The following is a 19,896-nucleotide window of genomic DNA, read 5'->3' as shown; positions in this document are numbered from 1 at the left end:
TCTCTCCTATGAACGGTAACTAGCATTAATTTTGATATAGTCATAGGATAAATCGCAACCCCATGCCTTTCCTGTGGCTTCACCATTATGCAAATCAACAAATATTTGGATGAAGTCCTTTTGTAAATAATCTAGTGCTTCCTCCTCTGAGAATACCAATGGTACACTGCCCTTAAGCATCACAATCGGACCAATTGCAATATCCACATTTCCTGTGTTCACAGCTGTTTTTGTCTGCCCGATGGCACTAATGATTCTGCCCCAGTTAGCATCTGCACCATAGACAGCTGTTTTAACAAGGTTCGAACCGACGATTTGCTTTGCAATCATTTGTGCATCCAATTCATTCTTTGCACCCTTTACTTCTACTTCAATAAGCTTGGTCGCACCTTCGCCGTCTCGTGCAATTTGTTTAGCAAGACTTTCGCATGTCACCCTTAATAACTCTATGAATACAGGCCAGTCAGTATGCTCAGGTGTTAACGTTTCATGATCTGCCATACCATTCGCTAGGACAAATACGGTATCATTTGTTGATGTATCACCATCAACGGTAATTTGATTAAATGACTTTTCAGTTACTTCACTTAATCCGGTTTGTAGTCCTTCCGGGTCAATATTAGCATCCGTTGTAATGAATGCCAGCATTGTTGCCATGTTTGGATGAATCATACCAGATCCTTTTGCTGTTCCGCCCATTGTAACCGTTTTTCCGTTTATCTGCGCAGAAAAACAGGTTGTTTTCATCATCGTATCTGTCGTTAGAATAGCTGTTTGAAACGCTACAGCCTGTTCCAGTGCATCACCAGGCTCTAATTGTTCAATTCCAGCTGCAAGCTTCTCCATTGGTAGATTAACACCAATAACACCTGTAGAAGCGACTGCAATTAGATGTTCGTTTAGGTTAAACTTTTGGGCAACTAGTCTTCTTGTTTCATAGGCATCCCGAAGTCCTTGCTCACCTGTACAAGCATTGGCACAGCCACTGTTTGCGATAACAGCCTGAATCTTCCCTTCTTTTGAAATACTATCTTGGCTTACTTTAATGGGTGCTGCTTGAAATTGATTGGTCGTGTAGACTGCCGCACAAGTTGCTGGAACCTCACTTAAAATCATTCCAACATCTTTTTTTTCATTTTTTAAGCCCGCTTCAACTCCTGCCGCCAAAAAACCTTTTGGCGATAGAAAGCTGCCACCCTTTACTTCCTTAATATGGATATTTGATACTGCCTGCACAAGTGACTCCTCCTTTATGGGTCTAGAACACTAGACAATTCCCTAATGGCGATGTAACTGCTTATTATGGGTACATCGGAATAAAGTTTAGACCAGTTGTTTCATCAAGACCCGTCATGATATTTGCATTTTGAACCGCCTGACCAGCAGCACCCTTCATTAAATTATCAATGACAGATATAATCGTTAATCTGCCTGTTCTATTATCGAGATGCAAGCCAATATCACAGTAATTAGAGCCGCAAACCTCTTTAACAGATGGATAATGTCCCTCTGGTCGAATCCGGACAAATGCATTATCCTGATAATACTCTTGATAAATTTTATAAATGTCAGATAATGTCATGTCTTTTTGTACCTGTACATAAGCCGTTGCCATTATTCCCCTTGAAATAGGAAGCAAATGGGTTGAAAAGGTAATTGGCTTGATTTCTTGATTCCAATCTAAAAGCTGCTGCTCAATTTCTGGAATATGTTGATGTTCATTCACTTTGTAAATTTTAAAATTTTCACTCATTTCAGCGTGCATGTTACTTCTTGTCGGCTTTCTTCCTGCACCCGACGTTCCTGACTTCGCATCAATAATAATGGATGCTGGATCAATCAGCTTTTCCTTCACAATTGGTCCTAAACCAAGCAATGAAGCGGTTGAATAGCAGCCAGGATTCGAAATCCAATCTGCAGCAGCCACCTGTTCCCGGTTCCATTCTGTTAAACCGTATACAGCCCTATCAATTATTGCCTGTGGAGCTGGTTCATGCTTATACCATTGTATATAATCTTCCGTGTTCTTTAATCGTAAATCCCCGGATAAATCAACTAATTTAACATTGTACTCGGCAAATTGTGAGGCAAGCTGCCCTGACACACCTGAAGGCGTCGCTAAAAAGACAAGCTCTGATTTTTCAGCTATTTCCTCCGGATTTATTACTTCAAGAACTTGATTATTAATATCGAAAAGATGTGGATACTCCTTCCAAATTGGTAGTTCTCCCTTTGTCGAGTGGATGGATTGTATCTGAAAAACGGGATGTGAATGTAAAATTCGCAGGAGCTCTATACCTCCATATCCTGTTGTTCCTATAACCGAAACCTTCATTTCCTTCCTCCTCCGAATAGTTCATCAATGAATATTTAATCATTATATTTAATAATTATAAATAATGTTTCTACCATTATAAAACATACTCTAAAAATTGCAAACATTTTTTTCTAAAATACTATTTAGCTTATGGTGAATTTTTACTATAATGATAGTATAATGTTATAATAGTTATTTTTATGTTTAATCGCTATGAAGAATGGATTTAGTGAGAACCTCTCCACCATTGAAAATCGTTCTTACGTGCTAATAAAGAATGACCGTTTAACACAATCTAGAGAATATATACAATTAAAGGTGGTACAAATATGCAGCCATTAGCACAATTTCCTCTATCTGAAGAGTTAACCCAGCTATTACAATCCGTTCACCATATTCGAAAAATCAGCAAAGGTACCTATATATATCAAGAAGGACAAAATGCAAATGAACTTTACATTATCCAGAGCGGTAAAGTACAAATTAGTAAAATGACTCCGGAAGGTCAAGAACTGACATTAAGAATGAGCTCTGCTGGTGAAATAATCGGCGAATTAACTATGTTTTATTCATCATCAAAATATATGCTAAATGCCAAAGTGGTTGAAGACGGTGAAGTTGCTGTTATTTATAAAGAAGAGCTGGAAAAACGTCTAGAGCTTGATAATCGTCTTGCCATTGAATTTATGAAATGGATGAGCCATCAAAACCGTAAAACGGTGACAAAGTTTCGCGACCTTATCTTGAATGGCAAGAAGGGAGCCTTATACTCTACACTTATACGGCTTTCAAATAGCTATGGTAAAATAACAAACTCAGGTATTATGATTGATTTACCTATCACCAATCAGGAGCTGGCAAATTTTTGCGGTACGTCTCGTGAGGTTGTAAATCGAATGCTAAGTGAATTAAGAAAAAATCAAGTCATAACTGTTGATAAAGGAATTATTACCATTCATAATATCAATTATTTAAAAACTGAAATAAACTGCGAAAATTGTCCGATTGATATATGTAATATCCATTAGACGATGGTGAATGGTACAAAAAAAGCCAAAAACAGATTGGGAGACTAACCAATCAGTTTTTGGCTTTTTTTTCGTGCTTGTTTCACTTCGCTGTTTATTTCCATTTTATTCAAGACTGATTGTTTTTTAGTCTTATCCGTTTTTTTAAAGGACATCGTAAAGGATAATACCAAGAAAAAAGTAAACAATACCATCAGATGCAATTGTGTTAAGAGTGACATCTGCTCAATCAGATCTGTATTCGGCTGAAACGATATAAAGCTGATTCCCCAATAAAGCATTTCCATTAAGTCATTCCGCATGCCGCTCACTAAAAGTGATGCTACACCTGATAATAAGCTTAACCACAATAACGCTTTAACAGCTATGAACAGTCCCATACCTAATCTCTCAAGGATTTTATTTTCATTATATAGTTCCGTAAAGTCACATTTCCACAAACGCCCCAGCATGACAATGATTAATACTGTATACGGATAGATAACCCATAATATCATTTTCAGCAGCTCCATAATTCCACCTCTATCCCCTTAGCATGGAAACAACCCCTTACTATCATAATAAGGGAAATAGATGCTGTTCGCTGTGACATAAGTCGCTAATTTTTACTTTTTTCGACATATTTTACGCTTGACAACCAAATATTTAACTATTCATTCTTCTTTTTGTTTATTCAGCTCTGCAGTTAAGAAGTCAACAATACATTCAATTGCCCTATCGTCACTTCGATGAAAAGATTGGTACTGGCAGCGCTTGGGGGGCTTGTCTTTGTAAAGAACAAATTGTATGTTAGTTAACTGATCAAGCAGCATTAAATCGTCATCATCGCGAATAAACACAACCTTTTGATATTCTTCGTGCTTATATCCTTCAATGATGATCAAATCAGGCTGAAGCATAACTAGTAATCCCAGCTTCTGATTTAAAGACCACTCAATCTGTTCCGTTTGTAGGAGTAACCTTCCACCACCATCAACAAGGGAGGCTAAAGCACCGGCAGAAATATGGCGAGCCGAATCAGTCTCCTCGACGATATCCGGTTTTCCTCCATGACCATGGTGCTTAAGCGTTACCGTACGATACCCTTTTTGCTTCAGCATTGAAAGGAGATTTTGAATGAAGGCTGTTTTCCCGCTGTTATGGTAACCAGCTACCTGAAGGATAACTGGTTTTACCAAGGCCACTCACTTCCATTTGTTTCCTCTAATAACAGCACATCCACCTCTTCTCCTGATTGAAAGCCTCTCGTTCCTCCAGGTAATATGATAAAAGAATTAGCTCCTGAGAGACTCATAACGATATTCGATTTATCCATCCCGCTCGGTTCGACAACAAGGCGTCCATTTTGAACAGAAAGAGCGCTTCTCACGAAACGGGTGAACGGGTTAGCTTTTGGGAAATCACTTTGTAAAATGGCCTTTTCCTTTCTTAAATGAGGTTGATTTGAAAAAAGCATCGTTCGGATAATTGGACGTGCAAATAATTCAAAACCAACATAACAGGCAGAAGGGTTTCCTGAAAGTCCAAATAGGAGCTTGCCCTTTGCCTGGGCTACAGTGGTCACACTACCTGGACGCATAGCCACTTTATTAAATAATACTACCGCTCCAAGTTTATCATAGATATCCGGGAGTAAATCAAAATCCCCAACGGATACTCCACCAGTTGTAATAAGCATATCCACTTCATGAATAGCATTTGAAATCGCATCATAGCAGATATCTAAATCATCGGGCAGATTTCCCATAAATCTGACTTCAGCTCCTGCCCGCTCAATTTGTGCCATAATCATATGGGAATTGCTATTTCGAATTTTCCCCGGCTCAAGCGGATCTCCAACCTCCAAGAGCTCAGTGCCTGTTGCGAAAAGTCCGACAAGAGGTTTTCTAGCAACAGGTACTTCTGCATATCCAAACGTTGCCAGCATCGCCTGGATACCTGGATTAATAAACGTACCTTTAGAAACAAGGACATCCCCTTCTTTTGCATCTTCCCCACAGAAAGAAACATTATCACCGCTTTTATATGAACGCTTAATCGATATATACTGTTTACCATCTCGTTCACTTGTTTGCGCTAATTCAAGCATAACAACCGCATCACTGCCCTCAGGCATTTGCGCTCCTGTCATAATTCTAATAACCTGATAGGGACCTAGCGTTTTTTCACTAACAACACCTGCGCCAATATGGTCAATAACCTCAAATTCAACTGGATTAGACAAGGATGCTTCTTTTGTATCCTGTGATCGAATCGCGAATCCGTCATAGGGTGCTTTATCAAAGGGAGGAACATGATTTGTTGCCACTAATTCCTCAGATAAATATCGTCCATAGCTGTCATTAATTGAGACATGTTCAACTGTACCAGCCTGTTTATATTCCATTACTCTACGTACTGCCTCACCAATCTCAATGGGTGTTCTTCTTTCTAGCATCTTACCAACTCCTGTATTATTAACAAGTTTCCATTTCATCTTAACTTTAATCACTAATTCTGGCAAAATAATGCTTACATAGGCTAATCTTGCTTTCTGCTATTTCATAACCTTCTTTAATTCACCTATACCCGATTCAAGCTTTCTATCAACCACTTCAGCAGATTCAATATGATACATAATAAGCTCGTTGACCTCTTGAAAAATCTTATTCGTTCTGGTTATTTCTAATAATGTATCCGAACAATTAGATTTTTGCGAAGTAATCATATTCCGTACATTTTGAACCTGCGTTTGAACCTTTACCATCACTTGGTCCATCTCAGTTATTTTCTCATTTGCTAGCTGGCTTAGTTCAATTGTAGAGCGAGCTAGTTGAAAGCTATCCTGATTACTTTTTATCGTATCCTCTATTTCCCGTTGAAATCGATTCGTCAATTCCATAATCCCTTTTGTACTTTCAGCGGTTTCTTCTGCTAAATCTCTTACTTTTTCAGCTACAATGGAAAAGCCCTTTCCATGTTCACCGGCTCTCGCTGCTTCAATACTGGCATTAAGTGCCAACAGATTGGTTTGCTCGGCTATTCCTTTTATCATTTGGACAATCCTGTCAATTTCTTTCGATCTATACCCAACAGTCTTTATTAACTCAACATTCGTTTCCATTCTATTTCCAAGTTCAGCAATTCCCTCCTCCATTTTCCTTACAGTATCTCTGCTTTCTTTTCCTTTTATGCCCATGCTTTTAGCTGATAGAATTAACTCTTCGCCATTTCGATCCATTTCAGTTGCACATTTTTCTGATGACGTTACTAATTCAGCTGCTGTTTCAAAATGAGACTTAATTATTTGTACAATATCTCCCAATTGCTTATGTTGCCCATTCACTGTTTCATGCTGCGTAACCGTTGTAATCAGGTGTTCTTCCAGATTTCTAATAAATAAGGAAATATCTTCGTCCTTTTTATGTAGTTGCTGTGTAAGCAATGTCACTTGATTTTTAAGCGTTGCTTTTTCTATTTCTAAATTTTTTATTTGTTGACTATTCCAAAGCATGTTAAGTTCCCGTCCTTGACTTTTTTTCTTCAATATAGCCTAATCTCACTTTATTTGTAATGCGCTCCGTCACATAAAAGGAAAAATGGCTTTTTTCTTTGAAAAAGCTAAAACTGTGATACATGTCACCTAATTACATAAAAAATTCATTTATGCTTACTATATCGTCAGTTAACAAACGAAATTTAGGAGGAATTAAATATGACTACTATTCCATTTTCAAATACAAGCTTAGTAAGAGATATCGTAAATGAAGTTCCAAAGACAAGTGATGTTTTTAAAAAATACCGAATTGATTTTTGCTGCGGAGGCAACACACCCATCAGTACTGCTGCAGCTGAGCTAAACGTTAATCTTGATGAATTAATGGAAGAGCTTGCGATTGTCTATAGCAAATCAGAGCAAAGTGATAATATGGAGGTCTGGACAAACAGTTCATCTGAAGAAATCATTCAGCATGTAATCGAGCACTATCATAACCCATTAAGAGAAGAACTCGCAGCCCTTAGTCCTTATGTAACAAAGGTCGCAAAGGTTCACGGTGATAACCACCCAGAGCTTTTGAAAGTGTACGAACTATTTTATGAATTAAAAAAGGAATTGCTTGAGCATACACAAGAAGAAGAAATAAAAAGCTTCCCGCTTCTGTTATCATTAGAAAAAAATGAGGTGGAGAATAGAGAAGCAGCAATCGAAGAAATCCGCAAGCTTGAAAGCGAGCATGATCATGCCGGCAATATTTTAAGAGAGCTTCGCAGCATAACAGATGACTTTACTCCACCGCTTGATGCATGTGGCACGTACCGATTAGTATACAACCGTCTTGAGATGTTAGAGGCGCACACCTTTATGCATGTACACTTGGAAAATAATATTCTATTTCCACGGTATATCTAATCACAGAGAAAACCAGCGTACGCTGGTTTTTTTTCTGTTCTAATAAGTAAAATAAAAAACTCCTTTGTAAGGGAGTTTTTTATCCACCAATATAGGACATTTCAATTTTTTTCCGATTAGCAGCCGTTTCAGCCGTTCTTTCATCAGAGTACCGATCTGTACGACCATTCCAAATCTTAATAACCCGTTCTGAAATCTCCTCATCACTTACACCTGTTCTCATAAAGTCACGAATATCGTGGCCATTTCCATTAAACAGACAGGTGAAAATCTGACCATTAGCTGATAGTCGTGAACGTGTACAGGTAGAGCAGAATGATTCTGATACAGATGTAATAAAGCCAACTTCAACTTGGTTATCTACGTATTTGTATCGTTTAGCCACTTCCCCATAATAATCGGGATCAACAGGCTCTAAAGAAAAATGTTCATTCAGCTGCTGGAAAATTTCTTTCTTTGTTACGACCTCATCCATTTTCCATCCATTTGTACTGCCAACATCCATATACTCAATATAACGCAATTGAAGATCATTATCTTTACAAAATTGTGCCATTGGAATAATTTCAGAATCATTTAGGCCCTTTTTCACAACCATATTAATTTTGATACCCAAGCCAGCTTTTTTTGCTGCCTCTATCCCATTAAGAACCGGCTGTGTGCCAACCTTACGTCCATTGATTTGTCCAAACAGCTCATCATTTAACGAATCTAAACTGATATTTACTCGCTTTAATCCAGCAGCTTTCAATTCGTCAGCATACTTTGGCAACAGGACACCATTTGTAGTTAATGCTATATCCTTTAATTCACTAATAGAAGATAATTTCTTTACAAGAAGAGGAAGTTCTTTTCTTAATAAGGGCTCTCCACCTGTTAATCGAATTTTCTCTACGCCAAGCTCGACAAAAATACGCGCAAGTCTTTCAATTTCTTCATATGTGAGTAGCTCACTTTTTGGCAAAAAGGCGAAGTCAGGACCAAAAAGTTCAGCGGGCATACAGTATTGGCAGCGGAAATTACAACGGTCAATAACAGATATCCGAAGATCTCGAAGTGGCCGATTTAAGGTATCCTTTACCATGTCTTTTGTCATTGATAGTCAACTCCTTTTAAGAGTCCTTACCCTTTTAATATAATGCAAGCTAACATTAGATTTCATTATCTCATACTTTAGTCAATATTTACATAGATTAAGTATGCTGAACATACCCATCTTATTTGACCATAAATTCAACGTATTGTTAAGATATATTCTTATGAATCAAAATCTTGTCAGGTTTGGTATAAATAGTTATAAACTCTTTTGTTTTCGTAGTGCTTGTGGTATATAAACACAATAGGGCTCACTTGCCAAATAATCACCTGTCATGGCATATGCTCGTGACCTGGAACCGCCACAGACGTTTCTAAATTCACATTGACCACATTTCCCCTTATATTTATCTGGATTACGTAAATCCTGTAGGATTGGAGAGTTTCGATAAATATCACTAAGTGTCTGCTCACGTACATTCCCAACCTTAATTGGCAATAATCCACTAGGATAGACATCACCTATATGAGAAATAAAGATAAATCCATTTCCATCATTGACTCCCATTGGAGCTCTTCCTAACCCATCAATTGAACCAGTCAGTCCCTTTTCCGTTAATGCATCTAGGTATTGAATTTGATCCTGCTTCTCTTTCATTTCTCTTCTTTTCTGTTGAATCACAACTCTGCGATAATGCTGCCCTGCTGTCGTTTTAATATCAAAGGATACCCTTTTACTTAATTGATAGAGCCATGTAAATACTTTTTCATGCTCTACAGGTGAAATCATATCCTTTTCCAAGCCTCTCCCCGTAGGGACCAGGAAAAAGACACTCCACAGAACACAGCCTAAGCTTTTTACTAACTCAGCCATTTCCTCTAAAAATCCTACATTATAACGGGAAATGGTTGTATTAATTTGAATTGGAATTTCTAACTCATGAAGATATTTAATTCTTTCCATTGTTAAGTCAAATGATCCAGCTGTTCCGCGGAAATGATCATGTATTTCAGCATTATGCCCATCCAAGCTAAATGCCCAACGCGATAACCCAACTTCCTTTGCCTTTTGAATCGCCTCTTTCGTTACATTTGGAGTAGCACTTGGGGTCATGGATACGCGAACTCCCTTTTGCACTGCATAAGAAGCAATCTCAAAAACATCCTCTCTCATCAATGGGTCACCGCCAGTGAAAACAAGCATCGGATTGTTCATTTCGTATATTTCATCTATGAGTTTCTTACCTTCTTCAAAGGTTAATTCTCGAGGATCTCGTTTTAACTGCGCTTCAGCACGGCAATGTAAGCAATGGAGCTGACAGGCTCTTGTTAGCTCCCATATGACAATAAATGGATTTTTATTAAAGTCTCTATTAAACATGTGTAAACTCCTCTCTAATCTAACAGTAAGCTTCTACAGTCTGTAATATTCAAATTATAAAGCACTTAGGAAGTCTTTATAGTGAGGTTACTCACATATAAATGGTGTTTTCGTTTTTTACACATGTTTTTATACATAAAAATACCGGCAGGTTTCTGCCGGTATTAAGCCTTATTTAATTCCAAGGGCAATTTTTGCATATCGAGACATGCGATCCTTCGTCCATGGAGGATTCCAGACAATATTGACAATCGTGTCTTTAACCTCAGGGATATCTTTCAAAGCAGCCTTCACTTGATCGACAATAACACCTGCTAGCGGACAACCCATTGATGTTAATGTCATATCTACAGTAAGAATTCCGTCTTCCTCCATTTTTAAATCATAAACCAAACCTAGGTTAACAATATCCATGCCAATCTCAGGGTCCTCTACTAGTTCTAAAGCACCCATAATACTATCTTTTACATCTTGATCCATGTATGCTCACTCCTTGCTTGTCATTTAGTCTATTTTATCGTAACAGAAAAGGAGCAAAAGCTTAAACTTTCCGCTTAAGCAAGATAAGTTTCGAACCATTCGACTGTCTTTAAGACTCCTTCTCTGCTTACTTTATGACCAGATTTTTCATCAATAATAAACTGTAATTTTTTAGGATTCTCTTCATAAAGTGGTTTAATTCTTTCGTAAAAGTCATATGTATAAGAAAAAGGTACAATGGGATCCTGTTTTCCATGCCAGAATAGGAGTGGACGTTGCTCAAGCTTCTTCGGCTGTCTGCTTAAATCAAGCTCTATAAGTTTCTTAAGGAGGCTTGCTAACTGTTCCTCATTAAAAGGAAGCTTTAATCCTCGTTTTTTTATTTCGTTTATTTGCAGGAGCGCATACTTTTCATAGTATGGCATGCCCATTAAGCTAACTGCAGCTTTAATCCACTTATATCGAGTTAATGAACCAAGTGTGATAATTCCTCCCATTGAAGTACCAACTAGTCCGATTCGATCAGGGTCAATTAAATTTTCACTGAAATAATATTGACGTAGAACCTCAATTTCATCTATGGATTGAAGGACAATATCCCAAAAATGGACCATAAGCTTTTCTTTACTCATATTTACTTGCCGTTCCCCATGATACATCGCTTCAGGTAAAACAACTCGGAACCCCTTCTCCGCTAAGAGATAGGCATAATGCAGATTATTCTCTTTCGCACTAGTAAAACCATGCATAAACAACACTAATGGCAGCCTGTCGTGAAATAAGTTTTTTTTAGCCAAATGCAATACAGGAATATCATTGACTGACTTTTTTTCAATAATGAACACAATAGAATCCTCCAATCGAAAAAACGTACAAGGATGCGCATAAAGACAACAAATGCTTTGACTGTTATGAAAAAGAAGCTAAGATATAAGAATACTTATCTGAATCAAGTGTAACATGTGGACTTTTTTTTTCCAAAAGGATTACACTAACAAAAAGGAATACTGCTGTGAACATTGAAAGGGGATATAGAATGGCAGACACACACTTAATAGCGTTAGATTTAGACGGTACTTTATTAAAGGATGATAAGACCATTTCGAATAAAACAAAGCTGGTTCTCAAGAAAGCAAAAGAAGCCGGACATGTCGTTATGATTGCAACTGGAAGACCTTTTCGCTCATCTGAAATGTACTATCGTGAGCTTGAATTAGATTCACCAATCGTCAATTTTAATGGTGCCTTTGTTCACCATCCAAAGGATAAAAATTGGGGTATTTACCATTCTCCACTCGATATGTCTATTGCAAAGGATATTGTGGAGACCTGTATTTCCTATGATTTCTATAATATTATTGCCGAAGTGATTGATGATGTTTATTTCCATTACCATGATGAGAAGCTGCTCGAATTATTCAGCTTCGGTAATCCAACGATCACAACAGGTGATTTACGTCATTTTTTAACCACTTCCCCAACGAGCATGTTAATCCATTCGACTGAAGAACAGGTAAAGCTGATTCGACAACGATTAAACGAAGTACACGCAGAAGTGATTGAACATCGAAGCTGGGGTGCTCCTTTTCCAGTGATAGAAATAATAAAAAACGGTTTGCATAAAGCAGTCGGCCTAAAGCATGCCTCTGAATATTACAATATCCCTCCTGAACGGATTATTGCTTTTGGTGATGAGGATAATGATCTAGAAATGCTTGATTATGCCGGGTATGGAATCGCAATGGGGAACGCTATAGAGGAACTGAAAACAGTTGCCAATGAAGTTACGTTAACTAATGAAGAAGATGGCGTTGGTCTTTATTTAAATGATTTATTAAATTTAAAGGCTATCTAAATAGCATCATTTTGTCTAGCTCTTAATGAGCTTTTTGAGGTTTCCTTCATAATTCTCTTAAATGGAGAGCATACTATGAATGAGGCTTATAACAGCTTCACACTCTTTTTTGGAGGGGATTCGCATGGGTAAACGGAACAAATCCAAACGTTTTGTACAGCAAGGTGTGGACACTGTATCTAAACACGCTGAACGTATCCCTTATCACATGACGTATGCCGAGGCAGAGGCGTACAAAATGGCAAATGCGAAAGAATCTTCACCTGGAGGAGGTCTTTAGAGGATGGCTAACAGACTGTTCCAAGATGCGCGTAAATTTGTTGATTTAGCGAAGAATTCCGGTCCGGAAGAACAGGATGTGGCAATCGAAAAAGCAAAAAATGCTCTATCTTCAGCCTATGCCAATACGACAATGGCTGAGAAAGAGCAGCTCCAGGAACTGCAAAAAGAGTTAGACGCGTTACATTAAGGGAAGCAAAATTCGCTTTTCTAGTCGTATGATGGACGCTTCAGTAAACAAAGCTGACATTGCTGTCAGCTTTGTTTATTCTGCTCACTAAAACGATCTAGAAAAACCGGGAAAGGATCGCGAATTTCTTTAGACCTATTCTTTTCATATAAATTTAACACTAACACACCATTTTCCGGCATTGCTTTCACAGGAATAGAAAACGTCAGTTTAAAAGAGGTCCAGTATAAATTATTCACCCTAACCTTTGTCTCGGGGATTAATATTCGATGACCGTCTTCTACACTATAATAAAAAACGCCCTTTTTCACTTTTGATTTGCCTGTGATGATATATTTATCATTCTCCTTTTTTACTACAATATCTGAAAAATTAGTAGTATTTACTGATTTATCCTTTGAAGCAGCATACAGCGATTGATCCATCCTTCCTTCAGCTGTAATCTCTTGTTGAAAGAACAATATAATAGAAAGAATAAGTATGAATCTAAACATAAAATAGAACCTCCTAAACATTAGATTTTTTTCTAGAAAGGTATTATCCATTATTATGCCCAATAAAATCTTTTCAAGCAGATTTTGTTAACATCTCGTAATGAATGGTACTTTTATAGAAAATCATTAAATGGTACACTTAATATCGAAACGCTGATACCACAGGTTTTTAAAGAAAAGCAATTTAATGGAAAGCAGGTGATTCCAATGCCGGTTAAGATTTTAGCTGACAGCGCGAGTGACTTACCCCTACATTTTTATAAAGACAATCAAGTGACATTATTTCCGTTAAAAGTCCATTTGAATGACCAGGAATATGAAGACTTACTGACCATACAACCAGACACCATTTATAAGGCTATTCGAGATGGTCAAGTTCCAAAAACATCACAGGTTTCTCCGCTTAGATTTGAGAAAACATTCACTGAAATGGCGCAAAATAACGAGGAAGGAATCTATATTGCCTTTTCTTCACAGTTATCAGGTACATATCAAACAGCTGTCATGATACGTGATCAGGTGAAAGAGACCTATCCTGATTTCAAATTAAAAATCATAGATACAAAATGCGCATCACTTGGTCAAGGCTTGGTTGTTAAGGAAGCGGCTAAGCTAGCAAAGGAAAACGCAACTTTTGACGAAATCGTTCAAAGAGCGGAATTTCTTGCCACACATATGGAGCACTTATTCACGGTCGATAATCTTGATTATTTAGCAAAAGGCGGCCGCGTTTCAAAGGCATCAGCCTTTTTAGGCGGACTGCTTAATATAAAGCCGCTATTAAATGTTGAAGACGGCAAGCTTGTTCCATTAGAAAAAATCCGCGGGCAAAAGAAGCTGCTGCGCCGCATTATTGAAGTCATGTCAGAACGTGGAGTAAGCTTTGAAGAGCAGACTGTTGGAATCAGCCAGGCTGATGCTATGGATACTGCACTAGAAATGAAAAAATTAATTGAAGAAGAATTACACGCAAAAGAAGTTATGATAACGGATGTTGGTGCTGTTATAGGCTCCCATACGGGTTTTGGTACCATTGCCATCTTTTTCTTAAACAAACTGCCTGAGTCATAATATCTCATGGTAAATTCTTTCTGACATACTCCTTTTTATCATAGCCAAGACTAAGGTTGAAGCTAATGATGGAAAGGAGTTTTTATTATGCCTCATACGTCTGATAATGACAAAAAGGCAAAGGACAACAATGCCCTTCGCCATGAAAAAAATATGATGCGTGAGAAAAACCGTAAAGCTGGTAAACATCAATACTCCAAGAAAACAGATCATCTATAGAAAAGCGAAAGATTTAGACTAAGGAGCCCTTGGCTTCTTTAGCTAGGTATCAAATTAAGGGCGGTTGTTCTCCGCCCTAATTTTCTCGCTTAATATAGGTCCAGCCTTCCTCTTGGTAGACTTTCCCGTCCTTCATTAATCGTCCTAACGCACGCTTAAACGCCGCTTTACTTAATTGGAATTTGTTCTGGATATCCTCTGGCATGCTTTTATCCCAATACGGCATGGCGCCATTTCGCTCTGCTAGTACAGAAAGAATCTTTTCGGCATCTACATCAAGGGCCTCTTCCTTTCTTGGCAGGAGCGATACATTGATTGTTCCGTCTTCTTTTACATCAATAATACGTCCTTCAACCTTTTCACCGAGACGTGGTTCTACTTTACGCTGTGATTCATGAATAAAGCCTTTATAACCTTCTGCCGTAAAAATCCAGCTCCCAACTTTGGCTGTCCTGTAGATGTAGCCGTGAATACTTTTATTAAAATCTTCTCGGGTTGCTGCTACTGAATTTTCTTCGATAATCGGGTCCGTGGCCAGCTTTACATAAATACGGTTGTTTCGATTTACCCTTAGCGTTATATATAGTAAATCACCAACCTGCGGCCATACACTTTTATGGACTGGTAAATCTTCTTCTCCAAGTAGCATATCCTTTTGTATCCCGATATCTAAGAATACACCAAGCCCAGGCTTTACATCACTTACTTCTGCCCATTCATATTTACCAACCGTAATTTTTGGAATCGTTGTCGTAGCTGCGATTCTACCTTGGGAATCTGTATATAAAAAGACCTCTACCTGTGTTTCCAGTTCCAAATCCTGGTCCGTTTCATTTTGATGTAAAAGCACATCGTCTGTACCATCTGTTAAGAAATAACCAAAATCAGTCTTACGCGTTACCTCTAATTGTACAGCTTGTCCTATGCTATCATATATTGACAAGGGATTTTCCTCCTTTGAAAGAACTAAATCTGATCATAAACTATGCTAGGTTACCTAAAGTTGTATCAACTGCTATATTTTACTATAATTAATAGGTAAAGGGAAACCTCTTCTTGTAACGCGCTATAAGAATGAAAAACTGTTTTGTTGGAGGGTATGTATGGCTAAAGATAGTTCATTTGATATTGTATCGGACGTTGATTTTGCAGAAGTGCAAAACGCAATTCAAATCGCATTGAAGGAAATACAAAATCGCTATGACTTTAAAGGCAGTAAAAGTGATATTTCACTTGATAAAGAAGAACTTGTTCTAATTTCAGATGATGAATACAAATTAGATCAAGTGAAGGATGTTCTGTTCAGTAAATTATTCAAGCGTGGTGTACCGGTCAAAAACCTTGATTACGGTAAAGTCGAAAGAGCAAGTGGCGGAACAGTCAGACAAAGAGCCAAGCTGATTCAGGGTATTGATAAAGAAAATGCGAAGAAAATCAATACGATCATTAAAAATAGCGGTCTTAAGGTGAAAAGCCAGATTCAGGATGACCAGATCCGAGTTACAGCTAAAAGCCGTGATGACCTGCAGAAAATTATCCAGGCTGTTAAAGAGGCGGACTTAAGTATTGATGTTCAATTTGTTAATTATCGTTAAAAAAAAGGCGAAGTTTGACTTCGCCTTTTTTTATTTACGTGATCTTTTTTTGATAAGACTGATAAAAACGAAAAAGGCAACCAAAACTACTCCCAGCGCAATAAAATAAGAATAATTAATCCCCGATTTATCTCTTAGCACATAGAGTTCAGACTCATCACGGTCAATCGTAATATGATATTCTTCCCCATCATTACGAACTAGATCATTGTTTATCAGGCCCCTTAATTCCTTGTCTCCTGCTAATTCCTTTTCGGATAAGGTAATGGTTTGGGTTTCTGTCGTATTGTTAATAGCAACGACAGTCGTTTCATCATGATAAACTCGTTTATATACAGCCATGCCATCCTTCTCATACAGTACATTCATCGTTCCCCGAGTTAATGAAGGCAGTTCCGAACGCAGACTTCCGAGCTGCTTAATATACTCAACGATTTCCTGGTCTGTTCGGAAATTCATCTGCTTACGGTTATCAGGCTCTCCACTCCCGTTCAAGGCAATTTCACTTCCATAATAGACGAATGGAACCCCTGGTGTTGTATAGAGAAATGTTAGTGCCTGCCTCCAGCGTGGACCAGGATGCTCATTATTCTCAACCATTTGGCTTGTAAAACGTTCAGTAAATTGATTATCCATTAAAGTCGCTAATAAGGCTGTTTCGGGATATACAGTTTCATTTTGTGCCAGCCTTGCAAATAAAGGGGTGAACGACTGATTCGACTTCGAGAATATCTCTCTTAATTCTGCGGCCAATGGATAGTCTGTGATGCCGTCCCCTCCATTTTCAATGAATGACACCATTTGCTCTGTATCAGCGTTTTTTGCCTCACCTAGAAGATAGAAATTATCTTTCACAGCTTTCACTTCTTTTGCAAATGAACGGATAAAAGCAGCGGACGTATGCTTCAATAGCTGGACCTGGTAACCATCAATATTTGTTTCCTTAATCCACCATTTGGCTGCATCTATTAAATATTTCTGAACCTCGTTATTTTCCTGATCTAATAATGGTAAGTTTTCTCCCTGACCCTGTTCTGCTCGAAACCATAGATTCTTCTTTGAATCATTTAGCCAGGCATGATTAGGCCCAACATGATTCACTTCAAATTCAAGTATGACTTTCATATCCCTCTTATGTGCTTCATTTATCAATTTCTTAAATTCCTCTATAGAACCAAAATGCTCGTCCGTTTTATAGAAGTCATTTACCCAATAGCCATGGTAACCTCCGTCTACATTATCGAAAGCGGGGGTAAGCGAAATAGCTGTAAAACCCATATCCTTTATGTAATCTAACTGATCCATCACACCTTGGAAGTCGCCACCATGATAGGCTTCGGGTTGATTCATTTTCACACCCTCATCGTTGCTTTGATCCCCATTATTAAAGCGGTCTATCATCATTAAATAAACGCTTTCATCCTGCCAGCTGCGACTCTCCTTCTCTGTAGCAGCTACCGGTAGGACGTTTATCAAACATAACGAGATGATTATGAGCTTGAGAACCCATTTTTTCATCCTTTATTCTCCCCCTTGTACATTCATAAATAACTTTATTCTAGCTCTATTAAGATTATCCTTAAGTCTGTATGACCGTCAACGAAAAACAATGTTATTTTAAAAAATTTAAAATATTCATTTTGGTATGTAACATCATAAACCTAATAGAGAAGTAAATTTTATTGCATGAACAGGAAAACCTAATAGCAATATCCAAAGAAGGGAAGGTATTTAGATGCTTGAGCGAGCTTCCATTTTTCACCGTCCAACCGATCAATATGCCTATCCTTTTCAGCAGGATTCTCTGCATATTCGAATCCAAACGAAAAAAGATAATGTAGCTTCCATAGAGTTGATTTACGGCGACCAGTATGAATGGCAGGATAATAGATGGGTTACTTATAGCATACCTTTAATTCGTGTTGCATCAGATGGTTTGTTTGACTATTGGCAAGTGGAGGTATCCCCTCCCTATCAACGGTTACGCTACGGCTTCCACGTACACGGAGAAACGGAAAGCGTTATCTATACTGAAAAGGGCTATTTCAACGAGCCACCTCACGATCCTAACCAATATTTCTGCTTTCCCTATTTACATTCCAACGAAGTGTTTCGAGCACCAGCTTGGGTGCGAGACACTATTTGGTATCAAATATTCCCGGAGCGATTTGCAAACGGTGATTCACGCCTGAATCCACTTGATACAAAACCTTGGGGCAGCGAGGACCCAACAGCCGAAAATTTTTTTGGCGGCGACTTCATAGGAATTATTCAAAAGCTAGATTATTTGAAGGAATTAGGGATAAACGGGATCTATTTGACACCGATTTTTAAAGCTTATTCCAACCATAAATATGACACGATTGATTACTTTGAAATTGATCCGCAATTTGGAGACAAACAGACCTTTAAGAGGCTTGTGAAGACATGTCATGAGAAGGGAATTCGCGTCATGCTTGATGCCGTCTTTAATCATTGTGGTTTTTATTTTCCTCCTTTTCAAGACGTATGGAAGAACGGAGTAAAATCACCTTATAAAAATTGGTTTCATACTGAACAATTCCCACTAAGAGGTGGTGAGCACCCAAACTATGCTACTTTTTCCTTTGTAGAAACCATGCCGAAGCTAAATACACAAAATAAAGATACAAGAGATTATTTGCTTGAGGTAGGACGCTATTGGGTTAAGGAATTTGATATAGACGCCTGGAGATTAGATGTAGCTAATGAAATTGACCATGCCTTTTGGCGGAAATTTCGTGAAGCAGTCAAAGAAATTAAACCCGAGCTTTATATTCTTGGTGAAATTTGGCATGACAGTATAGGTTGGCTCAGAGGGGATCAATTTGATTCGGTCATGAATTATCCGTTTCTAACAAAGACCGTTCACTACTTCGCCAAGGGATTGGTTTCGCCTAGAGAATTTAGAGAGCAAATGACAGCTGTTATGATGCAATACCCCGAAACTGTTAACGAAACTCTTTTTAACCTTGTCGGCAGCCATGATACACCGAGAATATTGACAGAATGTGAAGGAAATATTGGAAAGGCAAAGCTTATTTATACTTTTCTGCTAACATTTATCGGAACTCCCTGCATTTATTATGGTGATGAAATCGGACTTACAGGAGAAATGGATCCTGGCTGCCGCAGATGTATGATTTGGGAGAAAGATCAACAAAACCTTGAATTATATCATCACATTAAGCAGCTTATCCAACTAAGAAAAAAAGAACCTTTATTAGCAAATCAAGGAAAATTTCATTTTCTTCCGATTGAAAATGGCATCGCATATGTAAAGGAGGAGGATGAACGTAAATGCTTAGTGATTATCAATCCATCAGCAGAGGTATTAAAGCTTACACTGCCTTTTCCATTAAAAGGACGAAAGATTGTAGAGATATTGAAGAATCATGAATATATGATGGAATCAGAGGAATTATTTACGGTAATTAACCCCTTCGATTCAGCTATTTTGCTTTTCCACAATGGATAGGTTTTCGGAAAATAATAAATAACGGGGTGTCTGGTGATTATTGTATTTTGTATACCAGATACCCCG

Annotated in this window: 22 protein-coding genes; 9 read left to right on the top strand and 13 right to left on the bottom strand. The window is 38.0% G+C overall.

Features of this window, described 5'->3' with window-relative positions; genetic code table 11:
- Positions 1 to 6: 6 nt before the first annotated feature.
- Both argJ and argC read right to left on the bottom strand, forming a co-directional pair.
- Positions 7 to 1,236, bottom strand: coding sequence for a bifunctional ornithine acetyltransferase/N-acetylglutamate synthase (gene argJ / locus BQ5321_RS07400; RefSeq protein ID WP_071393886.1), 1,230 nt, complete (start codon positions 1,234 to 1,236; stop codon positions 7 to 9).
- Between the two features lie 64 nt (positions 1,237 to 1,300).
- On the bottom strand, positions 1,301 to 2,335 hold the full coding sequence (gene argC / locus BQ5321_RS07395; RefSeq protein ID WP_071393885.1) for an N-acetyl-gamma-glutamyl-phosphate reductase: 1,035 nt from the start codon (positions 2,333 to 2,335) through the stop codon (positions 1,301 to 1,303).
- A gap of 311 nt (positions 2,336 to 2,646) precedes the next feature.
- On the opposite strand from argC, the gene BQ5321_RS07390 reads away from it, so the two are divergent.
- Entirely contained in the window at positions 2,647 to 3,345 is a 699-nt protein-coding gene (locus BQ5321_RS07390) for a Crp/Fnr family transcriptional regulator (protein ID WP_071393884.1), read from the top strand.
- 44 nt (positions 3,346 to 3,389) lie between these two features.
- Here the strand turns inward: BQ5321_RS07390 and BQ5321_RS07385 are convergent, their stop codons facing one another.
- From BQ5321_RS07385 to BQ5321_RS07370, 4 genes are all read right to left on the bottom strand, one after another.
- Complete coding sequence (locus BQ5321_RS07385; protein WP_071393883.1) at positions 3,390 to 3,857, bottom strand: respiratory nitrate reductase subunit gamma; 468 nt, start codon at positions 3,855 to 3,857, stop codon at positions 3,390 to 3,392.
- Between the two features lie 141 nt (positions 3,858 to 3,998).
- Positions 3,999 to 4,523: a molybdopterin-guanine dinucleotide biosynthesis protein B gene (gene mobB / locus BQ5321_RS07380; RefSeq protein WP_390622143.1), complete on the bottom strand. Its 525-nt coding sequence runs from the start codon at positions 4,521 to 4,523 to the stop codon at positions 3,999 to 4,001.
- Positions 4,517 to 5,782 (bottom strand): molybdopterin molybdotransferase MoeA, encoded by a 1,266-nt coding sequence (locus BQ5321_RS07375; protein ID WP_071393881.1) that lies wholly within the window; start codon positions 5,780 to 5,782, stop codon positions 4,517 to 4,519. The genes mobB and BQ5321_RS07375 overlap by 7 nt, the downstream gene beginning before the upstream one ends.
- A gap of 99 nt (positions 5,783 to 5,881) precedes the next feature.
- A complete protein-coding gene (locus BQ5321_RS07370) occupies positions 5,882 to 6,838 on the bottom strand; it encodes a methyl-accepting chemotaxis protein (RefSeq protein WP_071393880.1) in 957 nt (318 codons plus the stop codon).
- A gap of 201 nt (positions 6,839 to 7,039) precedes the next feature.
- Here BQ5321_RS07370 and ric point away from each other — a divergent pair, with 201 nt between their 5' ends.
- The gene (gene ric, locus BQ5321_RS07365; protein ID WP_071393879.1) at positions 7,040 to 7,735 is read left to right on the top strand and encodes an iron-sulfur cluster repair di-iron protein; all 696 of its coding nucleotides are present in this window, start codon (positions 7,040 to 7,042) and stop codon (positions 7,733 to 7,735) included.
- Positions 7,736 to 7,814: 79 nt separating this feature from the next.
- Here ric and moaA read toward each other — a convergent pair whose 3' ends face one another.
- The 4 genes from moaA to BQ5321_RS07345 form a co-directional block, all read right to left on the bottom strand.
- Complete coding sequence (gene moaA / locus BQ5321_RS07360; RefSeq protein ID WP_071393878.1) at positions 7,815 to 8,831, bottom strand: GTP 3',8-cyclase MoaA; 1,017 nt, start codon at positions 8,829 to 8,831, stop codon at positions 7,815 to 7,817.
- 198 nt (positions 8,832 to 9,029) lie between these two features.
- The gene (locus BQ5321_RS07355) at positions 9,030 to 10,151 is read right to left on the bottom strand and encodes a TIGR04053 family radical SAM/SPASM domain-containing protein (protein WP_071393877.1); all 1,122 of its coding nucleotides are present in this window, start codon (positions 10,149 to 10,151) and stop codon (positions 9,030 to 9,032) included.
- A gap of 171 nt (positions 10,152 to 10,322) precedes the next feature.
- Positions 10,323 to 10,631: a metal-sulfur cluster assembly factor gene (locus BQ5321_RS07350; RefSeq protein WP_071393876.1), complete on the bottom strand. Its 309-nt coding sequence runs from the start codon at positions 10,629 to 10,631 to the stop codon at positions 10,323 to 10,325.
- Between the two features lie 74 nt (positions 10,632 to 10,705).
- A complete protein-coding gene (locus BQ5321_RS07345) occupies positions 10,706 to 11,476 on the bottom strand; it encodes an alpha/beta fold hydrolase (protein WP_071393875.1) in 771 nt (256 codons plus the stop codon).
- 191 nt (positions 11,477 to 11,667) lie between these two features.
- On the opposite strand from BQ5321_RS07345, the gene BQ5321_RS07340 reads away from it, so the two are divergent.
- From BQ5321_RS07340 to BQ5321_RS07335, 3 genes are all read left to right on the top strand, one after another.
- Positions 11,668 to 12,486, top strand: coding sequence for a Cof-type HAD-IIB family hydrolase (locus tag BQ5321_RS07340; RefSeq protein WP_071393874.1), 819 nt, complete (start codon positions 11,668 to 11,670; stop codon positions 12,484 to 12,486).
- A gap of 124 nt (positions 12,487 to 12,610) precedes the next feature.
- On the top strand, positions 12,611 to 12,766 hold the full coding sequence (locus BQ5321_RS24390; RefSeq protein WP_187143724.1) for a hypothetical protein: 156 nt from the start codon (positions 12,611 to 12,613) through the stop codon (positions 12,764 to 12,766).
- Between the two features lie 3 nt (positions 12,767 to 12,769).
- Positions 12,770 to 12,955 carry a DUF3813 domain-containing protein gene (locus tag BQ5321_RS07335; protein WP_071393873.1) on the top strand — a complete coding sequence of 62 codons (186 nt, stop codon included), beginning with the start codon at positions 12,770 to 12,772 and terminating at the stop codon, positions 12,953 to 12,955.
- Positions 12,956 to 13,020: 65 nt separating this feature from the next.
- Here BQ5321_RS07335 and BQ5321_RS07330 read toward each other — a convergent pair whose 3' ends face one another.
- Positions 13,021 to 13,449 (bottom strand): hypothetical protein, encoded by a 429-nt coding sequence (locus BQ5321_RS07330; protein WP_071393872.1) that lies wholly within the window; start codon positions 13,447 to 13,449, stop codon positions 13,021 to 13,023.
- Positions 13,450 to 13,656: 207 nt separating this feature from the next.
- On the opposite strand from BQ5321_RS07330, the gene BQ5321_RS07325 reads away from it, so the two are divergent.
- Both BQ5321_RS07325 and BQ5321_RS23670 read left to right on the top strand, forming a co-directional pair.
- A complete protein-coding gene (locus BQ5321_RS07325) occupies positions 13,657 to 14,520 on the top strand; it encodes a DegV family protein (RefSeq protein ID WP_071396810.1) in 864 nt (287 codons plus the stop codon).
- Positions 14,521 to 14,607: 87 nt separating this feature from the next.
- Positions 14,608 to 14,739 (top strand): DUF3941 domain-containing protein, encoded by a 132-nt coding sequence (locus tag BQ5321_RS23670; RefSeq protein WP_075981472.1) that lies wholly within the window; start codon positions 14,608 to 14,610, stop codon positions 14,737 to 14,739.
- A 76-nt stretch (positions 14,740 to 14,815) separates the two neighbouring features.
- Here the strand turns inward: BQ5321_RS23670 and BQ5321_RS07320 are convergent, their stop codons facing one another.
- Entirely contained in the window at positions 14,816 to 15,682 is an 867-nt protein-coding gene (locus tag BQ5321_RS07320; RefSeq protein ID WP_071393871.1) for a CvfB family protein, read from the bottom strand.
- Positions 15,683 to 15,842: 160 nt separating this feature from the next.
- Here BQ5321_RS07320 and BQ5321_RS07315 point away from each other — a divergent pair, with 160 nt between their 5' ends.
- Positions 15,843 to 16,334, top strand: a complete 492-nt coding sequence (locus BQ5321_RS07315) for a YajQ family cyclic di-GMP-binding protein (protein ID WP_071393870.1) — start codon at positions 15,843 to 15,845, stop codon at positions 16,332 to 16,334.
- Positions 16,335 to 16,364: 30 nt separating this feature from the next.
- On the opposite strand, the gene BQ5321_RS07310 is transcribed toward BQ5321_RS07315, so the two are convergent.
- Entirely contained in the window at positions 16,365 to 17,852 is a 1,488-nt protein-coding gene (locus BQ5321_RS07310; RefSeq protein WP_071393869.1) for an alpha-amylase family glycosyl hydrolase, read from the bottom strand.
- Positions 17,853 to 18,069: 217 nt separating this feature from the next.
- Here BQ5321_RS07310 and BQ5321_RS07305 point away from each other — a divergent pair, with 217 nt between their 5' ends.
- Positions 18,070 to 19,830, top strand: coding sequence for a glycoside hydrolase family 13 protein (locus BQ5321_RS07305; RefSeq protein ID WP_071393868.1), 1,761 nt, complete (start codon positions 18,070 to 18,072; stop codon positions 19,828 to 19,830).
- Positions 19,831 to 19,896 lie beyond the last annotated feature (66 nt).

Source organism: Bacillus tuaregi (assembly GCF_900104575.1).
GTDB lineage: Bacteria > Bacillota > Bacilli > Bacillales > Cytobacillaceae > Bacillus_BD > Bacillus_BD tuaregi.
Note: the sequence above shows the minus strand (reverse complement) of the source record. Positions and strands in the feature narration are given on the sequence as shown.